Genomic DNA, 20,665 nt, shown 5'->3' on the forward strand with positions numbered 1-20,665 from the left:
CCGAGATGCCCTTCCCGTTCGAGCCGGGCAAAGCGGTTAGCATTATAGGGGGTTGGGGGCCAAAGGTAAAACCAGCGCCTCCTAGTCGGCATCACCCTCTTGCACGGGTATCCGGTTTGCCATCAGGCTGGCCTTGGCGCGAATTTTGGCTTCCAGTGCATCCACCAGGTTATCGTTATCAAAACGTTCCTTCTGGCGGATACCATCGTCATAGTAACCACTCTTCTTGTGGCCACCCGCCAGCCCCAAATGAGACACCAAAGCTTCACCGGGGCCATTAACCACACAGCCGATGATGGACACGTCCATTGCCGTGGTCACGTCCTCGAGACGTCTCTCAAGCTCGTTAACGGTAGAGATAACATCAAATTCCTGACGCGAGCAGGAAGGACAGGCGATAAAATTGATACCGCGGGAGCGGATACGCAGTGATTTGAGGATATCAAAACCCACTTTCACTTCTTCAACCGGATCGGCCGCCAGGGAAATACGCAGGGTGTCGCCAATGCCCTCGGCGAGCAACATACCCAGACCAACAGCGGATTTCACCGCACCGGCGCGGGCGCCACCGGCCTCAGTGATGCCAAGATGCAGCGGCTGTTTGATTTGTTTGGCCAGCAGTCGGTAAGACTCCACCGCCAGGAAAACGTCTGACGCCTTCACGCTCACCTTGAACTGGTCAAAGTTGAGGCGGTCAAGAATGTCCACATGGCGCATAGCGGACTCGAGCAGCGCCTCAGGCGTTGGCTCCTTGTACTTGTCCATCAGATCTTTTTCGAGACTGCCGCCATTCACTCCGATACGGATGGGAATGTTTTTGTCACGGGCACAGTCAACCACGGCACGAATGCGCTCTTCGTTACCAATATTACCCGGGTTGATACGCAGACAATCCACACCGTACTCAGCCACTTTAAGGGCGATACGGTAGTCAAAGTGGATATCGGCCACCAGAGGCACTTTTACCTGCTGCTTAATCTGCCTGAAGGCTTCGGCTGCATCCATGGTAGGCACTGAGACACGTACTATGTCGGCGCCAACATTTTCCAGTGCCCGAATTTGCGCCACTGTTGCAGCCACATCTGTGGTGCGGGTGTTGGTCATGGACTGGACAGCAATAGGCGCGCCGTCACCAATAGGCACATTACCGACGTAAATGCGGGTAGAGGGGCGACGCTTGATGGGATTTTCGTTGAACATGGTCAAATACTTCTCACGCTGTTGCGCTTAACCGTTTTTGGGCAGACTGAATCTGGCCACCCGGCCCTTGGGGAACTCGTCGAGACTCGCGGCCTCACCATTGATACTGAGCTTAACAGCCTGGGGGGCGCCGAGAATAAAGCTGAAAGGCGCCTTGCCACTGAGGTTGATGGTCTGACCGGCCTTACGCAGATCACTGACAAGTACCTTACCTGTGGCATCCTTTACCTGAACCCAGCAGTCGGCACTGAAGGACATGACCAGAGCAGACTGTCCTGGTGTGGCCGGAATACTGGCAGTAACCTCTGGTGTAGCTTCTGCGTTGCTTGCTCTGGTGTCAATTTCTCTCATATCAGAGGCGGTGGTGTCGACGGCAGAATTGTTGTCCTGCTGCGCCGAAGGCTCTTCAGCGCTGCCCACTGTGACCTCTTGCGCGGCAACCGGCATATCATCACTATTTACAGACTGCTCATAAGCCGCCTCAGTGTCTGGCTGCGGGGAGGTACCTGCTTGCGTGTGGGTCTCATTGCCCAGTCGCTGCATCAGGTCATCCTGAATAGAGGTTTGTCCGGCGGCCGCTACTTCTTCGGCTGTGGGCTTGGAGAAATCGACGGCAGCGGTATTAAAAAACTTACTGGTTTGTAGCCACCAGAATACCAATAAGGCAACCAGGATGAGGATCACCAGATAGGTGAGCATCAGGTAGCGCTTATCTCTGGCCTGACGCACGGTTTTTCTGGAAAAGCTTTGCATGGCCGGTTGGCTGACACCGGGTACCTGGCTTGCCAGACAGGCCTCCACCTTCTGCTTATCGGCTTCAACAATGCGGGCAAAGTTTTTGATGTATCCGCGGATATAAGTGGCTGATGAGATATTGCTGAAGTCGTCGGCTTCGAGATCTTTTACAACGGAGGGCCGCAAATGCAACGCAGTCGCCACATCGGCGACCGACATCCCCTTGGCTTCGCGGGCGGCCTTGAGGATTTGCCCCAACGATTCTGTCGCTGGCGCTTCCTGCTCTTCGGAAGAAGGCGTTAATTCTTCATTCATTGATTCAAACTGGCCCGATATTCTTTGGCTTCTGGTGAAGCGGGAAATTTCGCCAACAGCATAATGCCATATCGGCTGCTGGCATCTCGATTATTCAGTTGGCGTTCGATTTCTACACCCAGGGCGAGACTGGAAGCCGACTCAGGGATAACCGAATGCAAACGCTCCAGCATTCTTTTGGCTCCCTGGAAATCCTTGCTATCCATGGCAATTTCGGTCATTTCCAGCAGTGAGGTGGCTCGCCGAGGGTCATACTTTAGCGCCATATCAAAGTAGTGTCGCGCTTTTTCTATCTGTCCCGCATCGCGGCTGCAAAGGCCCAGATTTTCATAGCTGGATGCAGTGCGAGTGTACTTGGGTTGGTTAATGGCCTTTAAAAACATTTCTTCGGCTTCGCCGTAGCGCTTTTGCTGGCACAGAAACACCCCAAAGTTATTCATAGAGTCACCGCTGGCGTCATTGGAACGCACAGCATTGCGGTAGGCCTCTTCAGTGCGGGGAACGTCTCCTACTGTCTGATAGAAATAGGCCATGGCCACATGCACTTCTTCAAGGTGCGGTGCGTAGGCCATGGCTTTATCGAGGTTGAATTTGGCTTGTTCTGTATTGCCACGTTGTAAATAGGTCAGCCCCAACTGGGTACGCTCTTTTGCCGCCGCCACCTTATCGAAGGTGCGCTCGGACACAGGAATATCTGTACCTGAGTAGGTTTGTTCGGTAACGCAGCCCGTCACCAGTCCGGACAGGATGGCGATCAGGGTTAAAGAAGGCAATCCTTGCTTCATGTTCAGACCTATTAATCTGTGCAAACAATGGGTTAATTCATTGTGACTGAAATCTGGCTTTCTTGCATGCGTTTTTTTGCCAGACGCTTGGTGCGATCACGGATATCCCCGGCGAGCTGACCACAGGCCGCATCGATATCATCACCGCGGGTTTTACGCACTATTACGGTCAAGTCGTATTCCATCAACACCTTGGCAAAACGGTCAATACGGGAGTTGGACGAGCGCCCGTAAGGGGAACCTGGATAGGGGTTGAAGGGGATCAGGTTGATTTTACAGGGAGTATCCTTCATCAACTTGGCCAATTCATGGGCCTGGTCGGTGCTGTCATTGATATGGTCCAGCATCACGTACTCGAGAGTCACGCGACCACGATTGGCGTTGGACTTCTCGAGGTAACGACGGATGGCAGCCAAAAACTCCTGCAGCGGATACTTTTTATTGATGGGCACCAGCACATCCCTAAGCTCGTCATTGGGTGCATGGATACTGACAGCCAACGCCACATCAATTACGTCGCCAAGTTTATCCAGCGCAGGCACCACACCGGAGGTAGACAAAGTCACACGGCGCTTGGACAAACCAAAACCGTAGTCGTCCAGCATAATATTCATGGCAGGGACCACATTGGCGAGGTTAAGCAAAGGCTCACCCATACCCATCATCACCACGTTGGAAATGGGGCGCTCGCCGGTTTCTTTCTGGAAGCCCAAAAAGTGCGATACCCGCCAAATCTGGCCAACAATTTCAGATACGGTCAGGTTACGGTTAAACCCCTGCTGTGCGGTGGAGCAAAAGGTACACTCAAGGGCACAACCCACCTGAGATGATACACACAGGGTGGCGCGGTCATCCTCGGGAATGTACACCGTCTCAACTTCCTGCCCCTGCCCTACGTTAATGGCAAACTTAATAGTGCCATCAGAAGATTTTTGGTAACTGGTGATTTCAGGCGCAACAATTTCACAACGTGCGGCAAGCTTGGCACGCATGGCCTTATTAATGTTGGTCATCTGTTCGAAGTCACTGACACCGAAATGATAGATCCATTGCATTATCTGCTGGGCACGAAAGGGTTTTTCGCCCATTTCAGTCAGCAGCGCTTTCAGTCCCGGCAAATCCAGGTCCAGCAAATTGATCTTCTTTTCACTCATCAGACAAACCTCAAACCAGTTATTCCCACCACGGGGGCCGCGAATTATACCGATCCATCACGAAATTCGCCAGCAGCCAAACCAAGTCTATGCTACCATGGCCGCCGGTCGATTTTGGCCTATGCTATGGAGCTATTTTAGCCTTTTATGGTTACCCTCATTATTATCATACTCGTTGCCGTGGGCGTTTCCTTTCTGTGCAGCGTGTTCGAAGCCGTGCTTCTGTCTGTGACTCCCAGTTATATCGCCTCACTGGACGAAAATAATCCTGCCGCAGCCAGCCGCCTGCGCGCTCAAAAAGACAATGTTGAAGCACCGCTGGTTGCCATCCTGACGCTAAATACCATTTCCCATACCGTAGGTGCGGCCGTGGCTGGTGCTCAGGCCGCCCATGTATTTGGTGACCACATGCTCGGAGTATTTTCGGCAGTGCTTACCTTTATTATTCTGTTCTTCTCCGAGATCATCCCCAAAACCCTGGGTGCCAACTACTGGCGCACCCTGGCACCGTCAGTCAGCCTCGCACTGCTGTGGATGGAACGCGCCACCAAGCCGCTTATCTGGATGTCGCAGCAGGTCACCAAACTCTTGGGTAAGGGCGAAGAAGGCCAATACATTCGCCAGGAAATGAGTGCCATGGCGCGCATGGGACACGAGTCCGGTGAATTGGATGCCCAGGAATCCCGCATTCTGACGCAAATTCTGTCGGTAAAAGAAATGCCGGTCACCAGCATCATGACACCCAGAACCGTGATGTTCTCCGTGCCCATGTCCATGACATTGGAAGACTTTGCCGGCAAGCATATGGCCAAGCCCTTCAGTCGTCTGCCGGTATTTGGCGAAGATAACGATGACATTCAGGGTTTTGTAAACCGTACAGATATTTTGCTCGGGGTACGTGATAATCCCCAAAACACCATGGCCAGCCTCAAGCGCAATCTGCTGGCGGTGCCCGAAACGGCCAAAATTCTGCCATTGCTTGAGCTGATGATTAAGCGCAATACCCAGATTGCTGTGGTGGTGGATGAATATGGCTCGGCGCAGGGCCTGGTAACCCAGGAAGACATTATCGAGTCCATGCTCGGACTGGAGATTGTTGACCTGAACGACCCGGCCATCGATATGCAGCGTCTTGCAAGGCAATTATGGAAGAGACGCATCAAGGAGAAAGGCATTCGACTGTCAGATGACCAGGACGGAGACCTTCACTCATTCTGATTTCTGCCCGGCTCTTGCCGGGCATTGTTAATAAGGCGTTTTGTGCAGACTTCAGCTTATTACCTGCAACTGGCACACATCAACGATTGCCACAGTAATTTCGATCCCGTCGCCCTGAGCCTGTCGGTTGACCATCACGGCTCACAGATTCGCGTAGCTTGCCACAGCGGCGGATATGGCCGCATCGCAACCATACTGGAGCAAGCCCGCGATAAGGCCAAGCGCGATAACCAGGCCTTTTTATTTCTCCATGGTGGCGATACCTTTCAAGGGACCCTCTATTTCAACGAGTTTAAGGGCCGCGCCAACGCCAAACTACTGAACATGCTCAGGCCCGATGCCATGGTACTGGGCAACCATGAAATCGACAGTGGCAATGCCCCGCTCCACCGCTTTGTCGAGGCCATTGATTTTCCTATGCTGGCCGGCAACATGGACTTGAGCGGCGAAGATCCCACCAAAGCATTTCCGCTGGCCCGGTTGCCCAATCTCTATTACCTCGATCCAAGTACCGGCTGTGCCAGAGTCATAAAACATCCCCTCGGTGACAGAGAGCTCGCCATTGTCGGCATCACGCTGGATCAGATGAGTGTGATTGCCAGGCCCGACCCGGATACCCATTTCGCCAATACGCTGGAAACCTGTAAACGCACGGTGAAGGCCCTCAAGGCTGAAGGCATAGATCATATTCTGGTGCTCAGCCATCTTGGTCTCGATGGTGACCGCAAACTGGCCGCTTCCGTGGATGGCATAAGCCTTATCGTTGGTGGCCACAGCCATACCCTGATGGGAGATTTTGCCGAGTTGGGATTACCGGCCGTCCCCTGGGGCGAATGCGTCAATGGCACTGCCATATTGCATGCGGGCAAGTATGCCGAAACACTCGGGCTTGCAGACATCGGCTTTAACGAAAAGGGACTAGTCACCGCCCTTAATGGCGGCAATTATCTGATGCTGGATGAACATCTGGTTATCGATGGCGGCGATGAGATGACACGCAATGCCATCATCGCCAGGCTGAAGGCCCATCCAAATATTCTCTGGCCAGCGCAGCATCCCGACGTCCAGCAGGTGATAGATACTGAGTTCCGACCCGCTATCCGTGCCCTGGATCATCAGGTACTTGCCATGGTTCCCCGAGAACTGGTGCACACCCGTTTGCCCAGTAAGGCCTTGCCCCATGGCAGCGAAGTCGCCCCCTGGGTTAGCCGTGCCATGTACGAAGAGTCCCGCATTCTGGATGGTGCAGTCCAATTTGCGCTGCATAACGCTGGCGGTGTCAGGCAGTCTCTCAGCCGTGGCCAAATTACCCTTGCCGATGTGCTTGGCCGCTTGTTGCCATTTGAACTGCCGCTGGTGAAATATGCCATCGAAGGTCAGTATCTGTTTGAGGCGCTTGAATCTGCCATCAACAGTGCAACCAATAACAGTGTTGTTGGCACAGGTGCGGGGAGCTTTCCTTATACCTTTGGTCTTAAGTATCACTATGATGGCCGTCGCCCCATGGGGGAGAGGGTGCTGTCATTAACGGTCGCGCAAAATAACATTTGGGTACCAGTAAAGCGCCAGCAGGTGTATGTGGGGGTTTCATCGGCGTACACCGCATCGGGTAAGGAAGGTTATGATGCCCTGGCTTGCTGCCATTGGCAGGAGTCTATCGATGGCCTAACACTGCCCGGCGCCTTTATCCGCTTTATCCAACGCCACGGCGAAATTGCCGATGAGTTGGCGCCGCAGTTATCCTACGTCAGTCATCTTGGCTGACGGCAGGGCTCATCCGCCTTCCGGGCGGCTGAGCCACTTTTCCATACTGAAATTCACCAGGATTTGCCCGTGTCTTGGGTGTTCATTCCGGCTAAGCTCAGTGAATCCCCTGCTTTGAAAAAATGGCCTGGCAAAATAAGATGCTTCGACGCTTAACCGCCGCACGCCGTCACGCCGGGCCTGCTGCTCAAGCACCCAATAGAGGCTGGTTGCCACGCCGCAGCGCGTCAATACAGGGGAAGTAAATAAACAGTCAATTTCCGCTTCGCCAATACTTTTTGGCAGCAAATTGATAAAACCCATAATCCCGGAATCCTTCCGGGCAACCCATACCTTTGAAGGCGCCAACTTCCCCTGCCAGGTTGCTTCATCCCGAAGCGCAGCTGACCAGGCGTGCCGCTCCGCCTCACTGTAATACTCAGATGCTCCCTGTACCGCCTCGTGAAACAACCTGGCAATAGAAGCCAGATCCGAGCCCTGCATCCGGTCTATGTAAAATGGCAGAGGCAGTGTCATGGCAAATCCGGGCAGCACCTGGCCCGACTTTTGCTGAAAATAACGGCCCACATTACTAAAGCCTTTGGCGGCAAAAAGTGGCTCAGAGTGTAAGGAGGCATCTGTGGTGAGCGAGCCAATGCCAAGTGCGGGCGCCTGACGGATAAGTGCATCCAGAAGTTTACCGCCTATACCTCTGCCCTGATGTGTCGGTGCAACATAAAGATGACCTATGTACCCCTTGTCAGGATGTTCAAGCTCGCAGTCAATAAACCCCACTACCTCATCAACATTCAGGGCCACCAACACCAAACTGCGGCCAAGTCTTGAACGCCAGTAGCGTCTATCCCTGACACCGCGGCTCCAGGCTTCGCATTGCGCCTGGGTGTAACCTTTACCGGCAGCGGCCCGTACCGCCTGATGAAATACTGAAGCGATGTGTGGGTAATGGCTTGAATGGAGGGGAACTATCTGCATCTGGGTTTCTGAGGTCAAAGAGTGGATGTTCTATGTTAATTATGGTTTTTGGCACAGCCCGGATAAGGATGTCGATACGAAAGAGCATCTTTCACACATCATCAAGCAGTGGCCGCAGCATGCCCTCAAGCCCGTTGAGTTTGACTTCATAAATAAGGGCCAATTCTTCCCCCAAACGCCCTTCTGGAAACCCGTTGGACTTAAACCACACCAGATAGGGTTCTGGCAACTCCAGCAGCCGCCGTCCGGCATATTTGCCAAAGGGCATTTTGCGATTTATAGCCACTTTCAAAGACTTGGTGTCCATTAACTTTCCATTACTACCTCTGTTGGGGTCAAAGAGTACTTCAGCTCCTCCAGTTTCACCCTGCAACAATAAGAACATTTGGGAATATTATTTTTAATTTTAATAACCATTATTAATAACTAGTTGAAAGACGTAAGCTAATCATACTGATATCAATCAAATGCATGAGTTAACCCTGCTGAAAAACTACAGTTAACAGCTTGTTTGTTAACAACATTATCCATATGTTACCAACCAATTCGGTGCGTGACATATTTTTGACTCATGACGTAAAAATGCCAAAGTCATGACGCGGCGCCAAAAATAAAAAAGCGTCAAAAATCAGGTAATTGACCATATACACCCCAGGCACTAGATTGAGCTTACCGTAGGTTGTGCGTTAGCAGGGACCTCACTGTAAATCACAGGCCCAAAAGCAAATACAGGGGTAAAAAGATGATTATTCTGGTCGGCGGTGAAAAAGGTGGCAGCGGCAAGAGCTGTCTGGCACAAAACATAGCCGTGTTTCTTACCAAGGAATGCGGTGGGTCAGTGATCATGGTTGACTGTGATCCCCAGCGTACCACGTCAGATTGGATCCAGGCCCGCAACAATAATCCCAAGCTTCCTGCAATCAATTGCGTGCAGCTGTATGGCAAAATTCGTAACGACTTGCTGAGCCTCGAACAGCACTACGATTACGTCATCGTGGATTGTGGTGGTCAGGATAACCTGGCGCTGCGTGCCACCATGTCTGTTGCCTCCCACATCCTGATGCCCCTTCGTCCCAAACGCCGCGATCTCAAGACCGTGAGCCACATGGACGACGTGGTTGCCACCTGTATGATGATAAACCCCAAGATGAAGGCATCGTTTGTGATAACCCAGTGCCCGACGCTGCCAAATCAGTCCAACCGGATCCTGGAAGCCAAGGAAGTATGCCGCACATACGACATCAATGTGCTCGACGCCATTACTTACTCACGCAATATCTATGACGACAGTGAAGAGTCGGGTCTGTCTGTGATAGAAATTGATCACGAAGGCAAAGCCGCCGATGAAATTCGCGCCATCGCCTGTGAAATGCTGGGCGCTGCCAATGCTCAGGAAGTGCGTAATCAGTTGCAGCAGACTCAAATCAGTAAAATGAGAGGTCAATATGGGACTGGCAGATCTCAAGAAAAACTCTACGCCGTCTAATAACCGGCTGGCGTTGGCCGCTTCCATTGAAGACTTTATCGAAGGGGCCAACCTGTATGCCATGGGGCTGCCACAGCAGCGCGGTGCGGTGATATCACTGGATAACCACCGACTGCGTCAAGGCGCTGTAAAACCCCAGGCGAAGAAACGCAGGCCCAACTTCAGAAAAGCGACCTTTACCCTAAGCGAGCCCGCCATCGCCCATCTGGCCGAAATGGCCAGTGACTGTGATGTTGCCAAGTCAAAGCTGGTGCGCTTTTTAATCGAACACCACTACCAATTAACAACAGAGGAACGTCAGCACATAGAGCGCGCCCTCGCAGTAGATTGAAAGATTCAGCATCAACCTCCCGCCCCTTTTGCTGGCAGCATACAAGGTTTTTAACATTGAGCTGCCAGATTTTTTCATTTGCTTAACAAGCCATCTGGCATTTGACCTGAGTTACGTACATAATCCCTCCAAACACTCTCCACAGCCAAATCCACAACAGAAGCTACTGCAATTAATAGAAAAAATGGCGCTTTTACCCAGACTCAGTAGCGTGGGATTATTGCTTTTCCTGACCTCTACCTCTTTATGGGCAGAATTCTCTTTAAGTGAAATCCCACCTCTTGACAATAAAACCCCCATCACTCTGGTGGCCGAAACCGGCTTCTGGACCGACTACCTACAGACAAAAATGCTACCGGCATTCACCAGGCAAACCGGCATTGAAGTGAAAGTGGTCAGTACACAACTGGACGACATGTTCAATTTGCAACAGGCCTCACTCAGGATGGCCAAAGGGGAATTCGATTTACTGTCAATGGAAGCTGGCTGGGCCAAAGAGTGGGCGGCCAATGGTTACACTGTGCCTCTGGAAGAGCTGGCAGGTCTATATGACCCAGGCGGCACCAAAGCCATGTCGCGCTATCTCGAGCCCTATTATCCTTCGCTGCTGAGCATTCTGTCTTATCGGGGAGAAGTTCACGCCATCCCCTACAACAATTACGTGATGGGCAATCATTTTCGGCGCGATCTTTTTGAAAATGCTGACGAACAAAAACATTTCCTTGAACGCTACGGCTATCCCCTCAAGGCGCCAGACACACTCGTGCAGCTTAAGGATATTGCAGAGTTTTTTACCCGAAAACCAGGCGACGTGCTCGCCGGTAAATTGCTGAAACAGCCTTTCTATGGTGTTGCGCTGATGTCCGGTAACAAGCCCCACATCAACGATGAATTTTCAGCGATTTTGTGGAGCATGGGTGACCGTTGGTTTACCCCGGTTTATGAAGACAACGGGCGACTGAATCACTTCGAAGTCAGTCGTAATCTGGATAAAAAGCTGCAGGTCGCCAATTACTATCAGTCCATTAAGCCCTTTGCCATTCCGGCCGACGACGCCTTTGCCTTTAACGAAGCCGCCGACGCCCTCGCCAATGGCCGGGTGGCCATGTGGCCCTTTGCTTATAACAACTTATGGCTTAAATCCGCCGTCGTTGAGAAAAAAGTGGAAGGGGCACGTCTCGATGTGGCTCAGGTAGCGGGAGGTAAACCCTATGTTGGTGCCTATGCCTTTGCAGTAAGTTACGACAGCCGTAACCCCGAAGCCGCGTACTGGCTACTGAAGTACATGGGTTCGTTTCAGGCACAATATGATTACGCCATGGGCGGTGGTAATCCCTGTCGTATTGATGTGGCAACCCACACAGATTTTCAGGCTCCTGGCCTGAAAGCCATCGGCGGCGCATTTATGGCAAGCCACCAAGCGAATCTGGCTTGGGCCGGTGATATCCGCACCATGGGACACTTTACCAGTTCAGTCATGGGGCAAATTTACCCGGAGCTTGCAAAAACCTGCTTTGCCGTGAGCCGCCAACCCAGTCATGCCGGTCAATACTTCACCGAGCTCAATCAAACTATCCTGAGACTGCAAAATAGCCAGGGAGAAACCGCGGCAATGGAAAAATAGTCCGAATGCGACCGTTACAAAGCCTGAAGCGCAAACTCACTATCCTGTTTTACCTGATTTCTTTAATGACTGTCGGGATAGGGATTATTGCCGTTTCTCTTTCACAGTCGCTCAAATTACAGGTGGATGCCATGGTGGCCAACGACCTGGCCGAGGTTCGTTTGGCCATGTCCCAGGTGAGGCTTGCCGAGCAATTACAAACGACCGTCGCCAAGCTTAAAAATGTCGTCGATGATACGGAGCGAAGCGACCTGTTAAGAGAGCTTTCGGCCCAGTGGCAGCAATTATTGAATGGCACTCAAAAGCTTGGCAGCTTTCACCACAGTGACGACCAAACATCGGCACTTGGCGAGCAGGCGATAATGCAACAGCAGATGCTGAGCACACTGGCTCGACTCGATGAGTTCAGTAGCCAGGCGCTGCTATCCCGATTACAGGTAGCCAACCTTATTCAGAATCTCAATGACATGCAGGCTGGATTTGTCAGGGAGTACAGAGACAACCTCGGAAACCTGGATGAACGTGCCCGGGATGCCATGACGCAGGGTAATATTCCGGCCCTTAATTCGCTGCTTTCAGACCATCACATCAATTCAGAGTTTTTGCATCTGGGTGAGCGCCTGTTTGCCACCTTGCTGCGAACTACAGAGCATTTACCACCAGTGGAAATCAATTCCCTGCAGCGCCAAAGTCTGAGGCTTTTACGGGAAATGGAGCCCTTGGTAAGTCAGCTCAATGACAGGGAGTCGGCGGACAATTGGCTGGCACAGCTGAAACATCAAATGGTCGGCAGTGACAATCTGTTTGAGCTCAGTCGAAACCAGCAAAAACGCCGTGCGGTGGCAGGTACGCATTTTGACGAGCATGCCAACATGGCCCGCCAGAGTGCCGACTTCTTCCAGGAAGAGTTCCGTCAAAGGGATGAAAACATCCGCAATGCCAGCCTGGACCTCAAACGGGATGCCATGGCATTTTTGGTATTGATTGTCGTGGCAGGTATCGTCTATTGCGGTCTGATTTGGCTCACCAACTGGCACTTTATTGCCAAGGGGATCATCAACCCCGTCATTGCCACGCGCAATGCCATGAATGACATAGTCAATGAGAAGCTCGATACCGTCCTGCCCAAGGCCGACAATTTGGAGCTTCAGCAAATGGTCAGCTCCCTCGAAACGCTCAAGAGCTACGCCGCTCAAGTGAAAGCCATCTCAGAAATCGACGGTCTGACCGGCATTCACAACCGCCGCTACTTTGACCTGAAGCTCGACGCCGCGCTTGCCCGTCACCAAAAGGAACACATCCACCTCGGGCTTATCATGTTTGATCTGGATTATTTTAAACAATTCAATGACACCTATGGCCATCTGGCCGGGGATCAATGTCTCAAGGATGTGGTGAACCGGATAAAACAGCTGTTGCCCAATGGCAATGAGACCTTTGCCCGCTATGGCGGCGAGGAATTCGTCTTATTAGTGCAAGGCTACGACTGGCGTGCTTTACGACAGATTGCCGAAGACATTCGTGAGAGTATTGTCACCCTGGCAATTCCCCATCGCCAGACCCCTCAAGGTATAGCGACTCTGAGTTTGGGCATCGCACACCTGCCACAGGATCAACGGGCCACGGCACAGGAGCTGATTGCAACCGGCGATACCGCACTGTACCGGGCAAAACGCCGTGGCAAAAACTGTTGTGAATTCATGGTTGTCAGTACAAGCTACGAGCCCAAACCGGGCGATCCCTTGATTTAATTGTTGCTAAACCCCATTGAGATAAAAAGGAAGTCAACTGGGAGTCACATGGCGGCACTCATCATCGTCAGTTTTCTGGGGATACTCGGTATTTATTGGATAGCCTCGGGCCCTTCCCGTCGCCACAAACGACACCAGACCCTTGCCCAAGGCGTATTTCCAGCCAGCTGGCGCGCCATACTCAAGAAACAGGTAGCCCACTACCCTTTACTGCCGGATCACCTGCAACAGGAGCTAAGGCGAAAAATCCTGATTTTTCTCGGTGAGAAGCAATTTATTGGCTGCAATGGGTTTCAAATTACCGACGAAGTCAGGGTGACCATTGCCGCTCAGGCATGCCTGCTACTGCTTAACCGTGACAGCGATTTCTATCCGGGCCTCAGGCAAATTCTGGTGTATCCCAACGCCTTCTATGTCAATCGCAGCGAGCGGGACGCCGCCGGCGTGGTGTGGGAGCGCCATGCGTTGCTTTCCGGTGAGTCCTGGAGCCAGGGGCAGGTGTTGCTTTCATGGCACGACATCATTGAAGACTGCCAGCACCCCTTCGATGGGTTTAACGTCATCATCCACGAGTTTGCACACCAACTGGATCAGGAAGATGGTCATGCCGACGGCGCGCCGCCGCTGCCCAGCAGTGAACGTTACCAAAGCTGGTCGAGCATCATGCAGCGGGAATACGACCTCCTGTGCCGGAAGGCAGACGCGGGTCTGCCAAGCCTGTTCGATTATTACGGCGCCACCGCACCTGCCGAGTTCTTTGCCGTCGTCAGCGAAACTTTTTTCACCCGTCCCGGTCCCTTTGCAGCCCACCACCCAGAGCTCTATGCAGAATTTACGCGTTTTTACCGGTTGGATCCTGCCCAGTGGCGATGATATGGTGGCAAAAACACCATAAAAACGAGATGAATCAATGATAAGAAAAGCGTTGGTACTGGCGGCTCTGCTTGTCAGCAGCCAGAGTATGGCAGGAGAGCATGAACAACAGCAGGCCAATCAGGTGCTCGACGCCCTGCATCAGCACGCCGCAAACGCTAATTGGGATGCGTATTTTTCGCTGTACACTCAGGATGCCGTGTTTCTTGGCACCGATGCCAGCGAGCGCTGGGGCATGGGAGAGTTTCGTCAATATGCCAGCCCCACCCAAGGCTGGCGCTATGAACCTCGTCGCCGCGACCTTGTGGAACACGGCGATACCATCATGTTTGATGAGCTGTTATATAACGAAAAATACGGCATTACCCGGGGCAGCGGCGCCCTGGTTAAAACCGCTGACGGTTGGCGGATTTTGCAATACCACCTGAGTTTTGCAGTTCCCAACGATGTATCCAAAGACATCGCACGGCAAATCATGGCGTTTGAGGCCAAATCAAAGGCTCAGTGACGCACGGCCACCGAGAAACACACATTGGCGAGTTGGGTAAAGTGCGTAAAACTGCCGAACTCATCATCGCCAAAATTGCGGCCCGATACGCCCCTGTCGGCATAAAACAGCCCTATAACCTTGCCGTCCATTTCCAGTGGCGCCAGTAAAAAACCACTCTTGGCCAAACGTTTGCGTAGAGGCTCATCCAGACTGAGCCGCCAGCGTGGGGAGTCGGGGGAATCAATGTTTAAGGGCTGCTTTAAATCAATCACATGGCGAAACAGATGATCGGGCTCAGTAATATCGATTACAAAATCACGCTTGATGTTGTCAGCATTGTCGCCCAGCACGATACGGGGCTGCAGCATCTTGCGGCTGGGCGACAACAGCAGCACGGCGCAGCTATCCACCCCAACACCGTTTAATATCCCTTCCAACGTGGTTTGCATCACCTGATTGATATCGGCTTTGGCCACCGCGAAGCCAGTGAGCTCACGGAGCTTTTTCAGTTGTACATTCACATCGCCTTCGCGCCAGCGTCCTTCATTAAGACTTTCCTGGTTTTCCATCAAGCGATTGGGGTTTGGTAAAAACTCCACCAATACCTTGGCGCCATAGGCATCGGCCAGCTTGTGAGTCGCATTGGCACATTGAATGGCCCTGGCCTTAAAATCATCGGGTTTCAACCCCATCATTTCGGCCCCCTGACGCACCCGTTTTTCAAGCTCGGCGTGGTCGGGATAGGTTTCTGCCAGCTCCTGCACCAACTTGTTGGCCACAAAAATGGCGCGGATTTCCGGCATCCGCTCATCGGGGTTGTTGAGTGATTTGATGAGCACTTCACCAAGCCCCCAACTACGGGCCAACCCCTGGGTCAGCTGGCTGAAACTGGTCCCCAGATGTTCACGAACCTGAGTGAGTACTGCGGCAGGGTCTTCGACACCATCAAGGGCTCTGTCCAGTTCATTGGCAAGTGGGCCACCCATGCTCCAAAAGGCACTTTCACCGAGGTGGTATAACAGCGCGGCAATAAAGGCTTCTTCCTGCATTTCTTCATCGTGTGCAGCAAGCATCATCCTGGCCAACATCGCTGCCTGAAACGAGCGTGCCATGAGTTTCAGCAGCCTTTGATACACGCCGGGAGTCAGATTTTTATTTTCCAACAAGCTGGAGAGCAGTTTGGCGGTAATACAAATATTGCGAATGGTATCAAAACCCAACACCACGGCGGCGCGGCTCACCGTTGTGACCTGGCTGATGCCTTTGTTATAGGTCGCACTGTTTGCCACGCGCAGGATTCGGGATGTGAGGGCATTGTCGTGCATCACGCTACGGCCCAGTATCGCCATAGAGGAGACATCATCCTTTGCCAACTTTTCCAGGGTTTTTACCGTTGAGCACAGGGCAGGCATTTCCTGCTCACTGATCCTCTTGGTCCAATAATCCACACCCTTGGGTTCGCCAACGTTGTTTTTCAATGGAGTTTCGCATGTAAAGAGAATGTTTTCCGATTATAGACAGGGATTTGCCGGTAAGGCGACTGCCCGGTGTCAACTTTTAACTGGCAGGTCAAATTTACGGCACCAAAAGTGGATTATCAAAAAAAAGCGGCCCAAGGAAGGCCGCAAAACACAAGCAACGTGGTTGAAAACAACAGCATGGGAAGTCTCACCCAAAGGGAGAGAAAAGCCCCGCACGGCACGTAGGAAACCGTGCAGGGTAAAAGGGAGCAACGACTATCAGTGGAACTGTTCTTCCTCAGTGGAACCGGTCAGTGCAGTCACAGAAGAGGCACCGCCCTGAATGATATTGGTCATCTTGTCGAAGTAGCCGGTGCCCACTTCCTGCTGGTGCGCCACAAAGGTATATCCCTTACTGGCGGCAGCAAACTCGGCTTCCTGCACCTTCTCTACATAGTGCTTCATGCCTTCACCGCGGGCGTAGTCGTACGCCAGGTCGAACATGTTGAACCACATATTGTGGATACCGGCCAGGGTGATGAACTGATACTTGTAGCCCATGTCAGACAAGGCCTGCTGGAACTTGGCGATAGTGGCGTCGTCCAGATTCTTCTTCCAGTTGAAAGAAGGTGAGCAGTTATAGGCCAGCAGCTGATCCGGGTACTTGGCATGGATGGCCTCGGCGAAGCGGCGGGCTTCTTCCAGGTCCGGCTTGGCAGTTTCACACCAGATGAGGTCGGCGTATGGAGCGTAAGCCAAACCACGGGCGATGGCCTGGTCCAGACCGGCACGGACACGGTAGAAACCTTCGCTGGTACGCTCACCTGTGATGAAGTCGCTGTCGTATGGGTCGCAATCCGAGGTCAGCAGATCGGCAGCATTGGCGTCGGTACGGGCAATAACCAGAGTCTCTACGCCAGATACGTCAGCCGCCAAACGGGCCGCAACCAGTTTTTGTACCGCTTCCTGAGTGGGCACCAACACTTTGCCGCCCATGTGACCGCATTTCTTTACCGATGCCAGCTGATCTTCAAAGTGCACACCGGCGGCACCGGCATCAATCATAGACTTCATCAACTCGTAAGCATTGAGTACACCACCAAAGCCGGCTTCGGCATCCGCCACGATTGGCAGGAAGTAATCAACGAACTTGTCATCTTCCGGACCTACGCCGTTGCTCCATTGGATCTGGTCGGCGCGGCGGAATGAGTTATTGATACGACCAACCACAGCAGGCACAGAGTTGGCGGGGTACAGAGATTGGTCTGGGTACATGGTACCGGCCAGGTTGGCATCGGCGGCTACCTGCCAGCCAGACAAATAGATAGCTTCAATGCCGGCCTTGGCCTGCTGTACCGCCTGACCACCGGTCAGGGCACCGAGGGAGTTTACATAACCTTTTTTGGCACCACCGTTGACCAGGTCCCACAGTTTGGCTGCGCCGCGCTGGGCCACTGTATTCTCCGGTACAAAAGAGCCGCGCAGCGAAACCACTTCTTCGGCAGTATAAGGACGGCGCACACCTTTCCAGCGTGGGTTTTCGGCCCAGTCCTTTTTCAGTGCGTCAATTTGTTCCTGGCGGCTGATGTACTTGCTCATGGTGACTCTCCTTTGGGGTGTTAGGGTCTGCCCGTCACGCATGTGACGGGTAAGATGTTCTATGTTTTCAGGGATTAATCAGTGTTCTTGTTTGGTCAGCAGCTCGTAGCCCGGCAGTGTCAGGAAGTCGACCAGCTCGTCGGCGGTCGTGATCTCCTCCAGCAGCACAGCCGCTTGGGTAAATCTGCCGTGGGTAAAGCGCTCGCTGCCCACTTCTTCTTTGACGTTGGCAAGCTCCTCCACCAGCATTTCCTTCAGCAGTGCCTTGGTCACAAGTTTGCCGTTGGATAGGTGCTTCTGATGATGGATCCATTGCCAGATGGAGGCGCGGGAGATTTCCGCCGTGGCGGCATCTTCCATCAGACCATAAATGGGCACACAACCATTGCCACTGATCCAGGCCTCGATGTACTGCAGCGCAATGCGAATATTCAGTCGCATACCGTGCTCGGTGCGCTCACCCTCGCAGGGCGCCAGCAGCTCGCTGGCCAAAATCGGCGCATCCACATCACGGGTGATGTGCAGCTGATTGCAGTGGTCATCACCGATAAACTGGTTAAACACGGCCATCGCCGTTTGTGCCAGACCGGGATGGGCGACCCAGGTGCCGTCATGGCCGTTACGGGCTTCCAGCTCCTTGTCTTTGCAAACCCGTTCAAGCACCAGGCGGTTGGCTTCGGCATCTTTGGCTGGAATGAAAGCCGCCATACCGCCCATCGCAAGGGCTCCCCGCTTGTGACAAGTTTTGATCAGCAGACGCGAATAGGCGCTGAGGAACGGCTTATCCATGGTGACTTGTTGCCTGTCAGGCAGTACGCGATCACTGTGGTGTTTCAAGGTTTTGATATAGCTGAAGATGTAATCCCATCGACCACAGTTGAGCGCAACGATATTGGAGCGCAGCTCATAGAGGATTTCGTCCATTTCAAACACGGCCGGCAGGGTTTCTATCAAACAGGTACACTTGATTGTGCCCGGCTCGAGGCAGAAACGCTCTTCGGTAAAGGCAAAGACCTTGGCCCACCAACGCGCCTCGAGATGGCTCTCGAGCTTGGGGATATAAAAGTACGGCCCACTGCCTTTACTCAGTAACTGACGGTAGTTGTGATAAAAGTAGAAACAGAAATCAAACAGGGCTCCCGGGATCGATTGGCCGTTAAATTCCACGTGTTTTTCTTTGAGGTGTAAGCCGCGCACCCTGGCAATCAGCACCGCTGGATTATCGTTCAAGCGGTACTCTTTACCTGTATCGGGCGCTTTATATTCAATGGTGCCACGCACCGCATCACGCAGGTTGATTTGCCCCTGAATCACCTTTTCCCAGCTGGGTGCCAATGAATCCTCAAAGTCAGCCATAAAGACTTTCACATCGGCATTCAGGGCATTGATGATCATCTTGCGGTCCACGGGACCAGTGATTTCCACCCGGCGATCCTGCAAGTCGGTTGGTATGCCACGAATGGTCCACTTACCATCACGTATGGCGCGTGTCTCCGGCAGGAAATCCGGCAACTCACCTTTATCAATGCGAACCTGGCGTTCTTTACGTTTAGCCAGTAAGGCATCCACGTCGCCTGCAAACCTGGCACACAGGGACTCAAGCAGCGACATTGCGCCTTCAGTAAAGACTTCTTCCTGCCCCTGGATATGATGACCCGCCAGCTTGAGCCCGGTCAGTGTCTGTGGCTGCTCCATCATTTGCTCTGTCATGGTGTTATCCCCGATTGTCGGTTTCCCCGCGGCTTGCGGATTGTATATTGCGTATTCCCACGCCATTACAAGCCAGCAAAAACCGTCAAATGTTCGTTTCAGACCAAAAACTAACGACAAACATTTGTAATTGCAACAGTCGAAAAGTCGTACAAACGTAGAAATTGCGAGCAAGATCTCACGAAAAAAATTGGTCAGACCAAACGCAAAAAGCAATACTATATGTTTGTTTTAATTGAACTTGTTAATAGTTTACCTATTATCATTCAAAACATGTGTGAAATTTGTCTTACCAACATACCAGTACTCAAGCAAAGTAATTTATTAGGTAATTTAATTACACACTGTAAGATTTTTAATACACTAAATTTCACATTTGACTTTGGTCGTAACATCCAGAATTGTTTCGCACTGCCCTCTACGTAAGCCGATTTAATATTTAATTTACAACAACTTAATTAAAATCAGCACAAAACCATAATTAAACGCACGTTTTAATCTTACCTTTACGTAAACGCAATTAAACACATAAGAAAAGTGTCGGGTTTTAAGACTTGCGTCACCAGATCAACAAGCCGGCAACAATTGGTTTAATCATGAAAAAATTCAAAATTTTTAAATTTTTTTGCAAAAAATCATCTGGTGGGTACCACAAATGCCGTTTTACGCCCCGTTGAGGAGCCGAGCAAAGCCCAAGGGCGGGTATCTAGATGACTGGATTGAATGGCTTGATATGCATTAAGCGCATCGAAACAGCAACCTTACCCCCAGCGCGGCCCCATCTCAGGCTCATGATGTCAATTGCGCGGTTTGATGGGAGGGAGACGACGCAAACCCCGCACCACCGGAGTCCAGGTTTTGCACTTTACTGATGTCACCAGCACTAAAGGATAACCGTGGGCAGCACAGCTCTTTACTGGTGCGATTGTGTCGTAACGAGCCCATTAGAAGTGCTGTCCAACAAACGCAGTGTTGCGCCAGCCCAAACGGGGGCATGATGTAAGAGACGCGTGATGCAAGAAAGCTTGATGCAAGAAGGCTTGATGTAAGAAGGCTGGAAGTCAAAAAAAGCGTTGAGCAGCCGCAGATCGTGGCAGCACTTCGGCCGGTGGATTAATCAGTATGGGGGGGCAGGGATTTAAAAGCATCTGTATGCTGGCCCGGCGCTCTTGTCAGACGAGTACATTCGCGGCTGCAA

At 52.2% G+C, this 20,665-nt stretch carries 17 protein-coding genes; 8 read left to right on the top strand and 9 right to left on the bottom strand.

All coding sequences use genetic code 11. The annotated features are described in order from the left end of the window. Positions 1–81: 81 nt before the first annotated feature. The 4 genes from ispG to SAMA_RS12385 are packed head-to-tail and all read right to left on the bottom strand — an operon-like array spanning position 82 to position 4,189. Positions 82–1,200: a flavodoxin-dependent (E)-4-hydroxy-3-methylbut-2-enyl-diphosphate synthase gene (gene ispG, locus SAMA_RS12370; protein ID WP_011760477.1), complete on the bottom strand. Its 1,119-nt coding sequence runs from the start codon at positions 1,198–1,200 to the stop codon at positions 82–84. A gap of 27 nt (positions 1,201–1,227) precedes the next feature. Next, entirely contained in the window at positions 1,228–2,250 is a 1,023-nt protein-coding gene (locus SAMA_RS12375; RefSeq protein WP_011760478.1) for a RodZ domain-containing protein, read from the bottom strand. Continuing rightward, on the bottom strand, positions 2,247–3,035 hold the full coding sequence (gene pilW / locus SAMA_RS12380) for a type IV pilus biogenesis/stability protein PilW (RefSeq protein ID WP_011760479.1): 789 nt from the start codon (positions 3,033–3,035) through the stop codon (positions 2,247–2,249). Before pilW ends, SAMA_RS12375 begins: the two co-directional genes overlap by 4 nt. A 32-nt stretch (positions 3,036–3,067) precedes the next feature. After that, positions 3,068–4,189: a bifunctional tRNA (adenosine(37)-C2)-methyltransferase TrmG/ribosomal RNA large subunit methyltransferase RlmN gene (locus SAMA_RS12385; RefSeq protein WP_011760480.1), complete on the bottom strand. Its 1,122-nt coding sequence runs from the start codon at positions 4,187–4,189 to the stop codon at positions 3,068–3,070. 147 nt (positions 4,190–4,336) lie between these two features. On the opposite strand from SAMA_RS12385, the gene SAMA_RS12390 reads away from it, so the two are divergent. Together SAMA_RS12390 and SAMA_RS12395 are read left to right on the top strand one after the other, a co-directional pair. Beyond that, positions 4,337–5,407, top strand: coding sequence for a CNNM domain-containing protein (locus tag SAMA_RS12390; protein WP_011760481.1), 1,071 nt, complete (start codon positions 4,337–4,339; stop codon positions 5,405–5,407). A gap of 42 nt (positions 5,408–5,449) precedes the next feature. Next, positions 5,450–7,171, top strand: a complete 1,722-nt coding sequence (locus SAMA_RS12395; protein ID WP_011760482.1) for a bifunctional metallophosphatase/5'-nucleotidase — start codon at positions 5,450–5,452, stop codon at positions 7,169–7,171. Between the two features lie 9 nt (positions 7,172–7,180). Here SAMA_RS12395 and SAMA_RS19175 read toward each other — a convergent pair whose 3' ends face one another. Both SAMA_RS19175 and SAMA_RS12405 read right to left on the bottom strand, forming a co-directional pair. Continuing rightward, the gene (locus SAMA_RS19175; protein WP_011760483.1) at positions 7,181–8,143 is read right to left on the bottom strand and encodes a GNAT family N-acetyltransferase; all 963 of its coding nucleotides are present in this window, start codon (positions 8,141–8,143) and stop codon (positions 7,181–7,183) included. A 91-nt stretch (positions 8,144–8,234) separates the two neighbouring features. Then, positions 8,235–8,450 (bottom strand): DUF3820 family protein, encoded by a 216-nt coding sequence (locus SAMA_RS12405; RefSeq protein WP_041409845.1) that lies wholly within the window; start codon positions 8,448–8,450, stop codon positions 8,235–8,237. Positions 8,451–8,885: 435 nt separating this feature from the next. On the opposite strand from SAMA_RS12405, the gene SAMA_RS12410 reads away from it, so the two are divergent. From SAMA_RS12410 to SAMA_RS12435, 6 genes are all read left to right on the top strand, one after another. Then, complete coding sequence (locus SAMA_RS12410; protein WP_011760485.1) at positions 8,886–9,629, top strand: AAA family ATPase; 744 nt, start codon at positions 8,886–8,888, stop codon at positions 9,627–9,629. Continuing rightward, entirely contained in the window at positions 9,589–9,960 is a 372-nt protein-coding gene (locus SAMA_RS12415; RefSeq protein ID WP_011760486.1) for a CopG family transcriptional regulator, read from the top strand. The genes SAMA_RS12410 and SAMA_RS12415 overlap by 41 nt, the downstream gene beginning before the upstream one ends. 184 nt (positions 9,961–10,144) lie before the next feature. Next, the gene (locus SAMA_RS12420) at positions 10,145–11,584 is read left to right on the top strand and encodes an extracellular solute-binding protein (protein ID WP_011760487.1); all 1,440 of its coding nucleotides are present in this window, start codon (positions 10,145–10,147) and stop codon (positions 11,582–11,584) included. A gap of 5 nt (positions 11,585–11,589) precedes the next feature. Beyond that, positions 11,590–13,335 (top strand): GGDEF domain-containing protein, encoded by a 1,746-nt coding sequence (locus tag SAMA_RS12425; RefSeq protein WP_011760488.1) that lies wholly within the window; start codon positions 11,590–11,592, stop codon positions 13,333–13,335. A gap of 48 nt (positions 13,336–13,383) precedes the next feature. Then, positions 13,384–14,208, top strand: coding sequence for a M90 family metallopeptidase (locus SAMA_RS12430; protein WP_011760489.1), 825 nt, complete (start codon positions 13,384–13,386; stop codon positions 14,206–14,208). Between the two features lie 37 nt (positions 14,209–14,245). Further along, on the top strand, positions 14,246–14,716 hold the full coding sequence (locus SAMA_RS12435; protein ID WP_011760490.1) for a nuclear transport factor 2 family protein: 471 nt from the start codon (positions 14,246–14,248) through the stop codon (positions 14,714–14,716). Here SAMA_RS12435 and SAMA_RS12440 read toward each other — a convergent pair. From SAMA_RS12440 to aceB, 3 genes are all read right to left on the bottom strand, one after another. Further along, positions 14,710–16,176 (bottom strand): HDOD domain-containing protein, encoded by a 1,467-nt coding sequence (locus SAMA_RS12440; RefSeq protein ID WP_011760491.1) that lies wholly within the window; start codon positions 16,174–16,176, stop codon positions 14,710–14,712. The genes SAMA_RS12435 and SAMA_RS12440 overlap by 7 nt on opposite strands. 261 nt (positions 16,177–16,437) lie before the next feature. Next, the gene (gene aceA, locus SAMA_RS12445; RefSeq protein ID WP_011760492.1) at positions 16,438–17,757 is read right to left on the bottom strand and encodes an isocitrate lyase; all 1,320 of its coding nucleotides are present in this window, start codon (positions 17,755–17,757) and stop codon (positions 16,438–16,440) included. Positions 17,758–17,835: 78 nt separating this feature from the next. Beyond that, a complete protein-coding gene (gene aceB / locus SAMA_RS12450) occupies positions 17,836–19,467 on the bottom strand; it encodes a malate synthase A (protein ID WP_011760493.1) in 1,632 nt (543 codons plus the stop codon). Positions 19,468–20,665 lie beyond the last annotated feature (1,198 nt).

Origin of the sequence: Shewanella amazonensis SB2B (assembly GCF_000015245.1) — a bacterium.
Taxonomy (GTDB): domain Bacteria; phylum Pseudomonadota; class Gammaproteobacteria; order Enterobacterales; family Shewanellaceae; genus Shewanella; species Shewanella amazonensis.

Bases quoted from the DNA above. Each gene is read 5' to 3' on its own strand.
- ispG (WP_011760477.1), bottom strand. From the start codon at position 1,200: ATGTTCAACGAAAATCCCATCAAGCGTCGCCCCTCTACCCGCATTTAC.
- SAMA_RS12375 (WP_011760478.1), bottom strand. From the start codon at position 2,250: ATGAATGAAGAATTAACGCCTTCTTCCGAAGAGCAGGAAGCGCCAGCG.
- pilW (WP_011760479.1), bottom strand. From the start codon at position 3,035: ATGAAGCAAGGATTGCCTTCTTTAACCCTGATCGCCATCCTGTCCGGA.
- SAMA_RS12385 (WP_011760480.1), bottom strand. From the start codon at position 4,189: ATGAGTGAAAAGAAGATCAATTTGCTGGACCTGGATTTGCCGGGACTG.
- SAMA_RS12390 (WP_011760481.1), top strand. From the start codon at position 4,337: ATGGTTACCCTCATTATTATCATACTCGTTGCCGTGGGCGTTTCCTTT.
- SAMA_RS19175 (WP_011760483.1), bottom strand. From the start codon at position 8,143: ATGCAGATAGTTCCCCTCCATTCAAGCCATTACCCACACATCGCTTCA.
- SAMA_RS12405 (WP_041409845.1), bottom strand. From the start codon at position 8,450: ATGGACACCAAGTCTTTGAAAGTGGCTATAAATCGCAAAATGCCCTTT.
- SAMA_RS12410 (WP_011760485.1), top strand. From the start codon at position 8,886: ATGATTATTCTGGTCGGCGGTGAAAAAGGTGGCAGCGGCAAGAGCTGT.
- SAMA_RS12415 (WP_011760486.1), top strand. From the start codon at position 9,589: ATGGGACTGGCAGATCTCAAGAAAAACTCTACGCCGTCTAATAACCGG.
- SAMA_RS12420 (WP_011760487.1), top strand. From the start codon at position 10,145: ATGGCGCTTTTACCCAGACTCAGTAGCGTGGGATTATTGCTTTTCCTG.
- SAMA_RS12425 (WP_011760488.1), top strand. From the start codon at position 11,590: ATGCGACCGTTACAAAGCCTGAAGCGCAAACTCACTATCCTGTTTTAC.
- SAMA_RS12430 (WP_011760489.1), top strand. From the start codon at position 13,384: ATGGCGGCACTCATCATCGTCAGTTTTCTGGGGATACTCGGTATTTAT.
- SAMA_RS12435 (WP_011760490.1), top strand. From the start codon at position 14,246: ATGATAAGAAAAGCGTTGGTACTGGCGGCTCTGCTTGTCAGCAGCCAG.
- aceA (WP_011760492.1), bottom strand. From the start codon at position 17,757: ATGAGCAAGTACATCAGCCGCCAGGAACAAATTGACGCACTGAAAAAG.
- aceB (WP_011760493.1), bottom strand. From the start codon at position 19,467: ATGACAGAGCAAATGATGGAGCAGCCACAGACACTGACCGGGCTCAAG.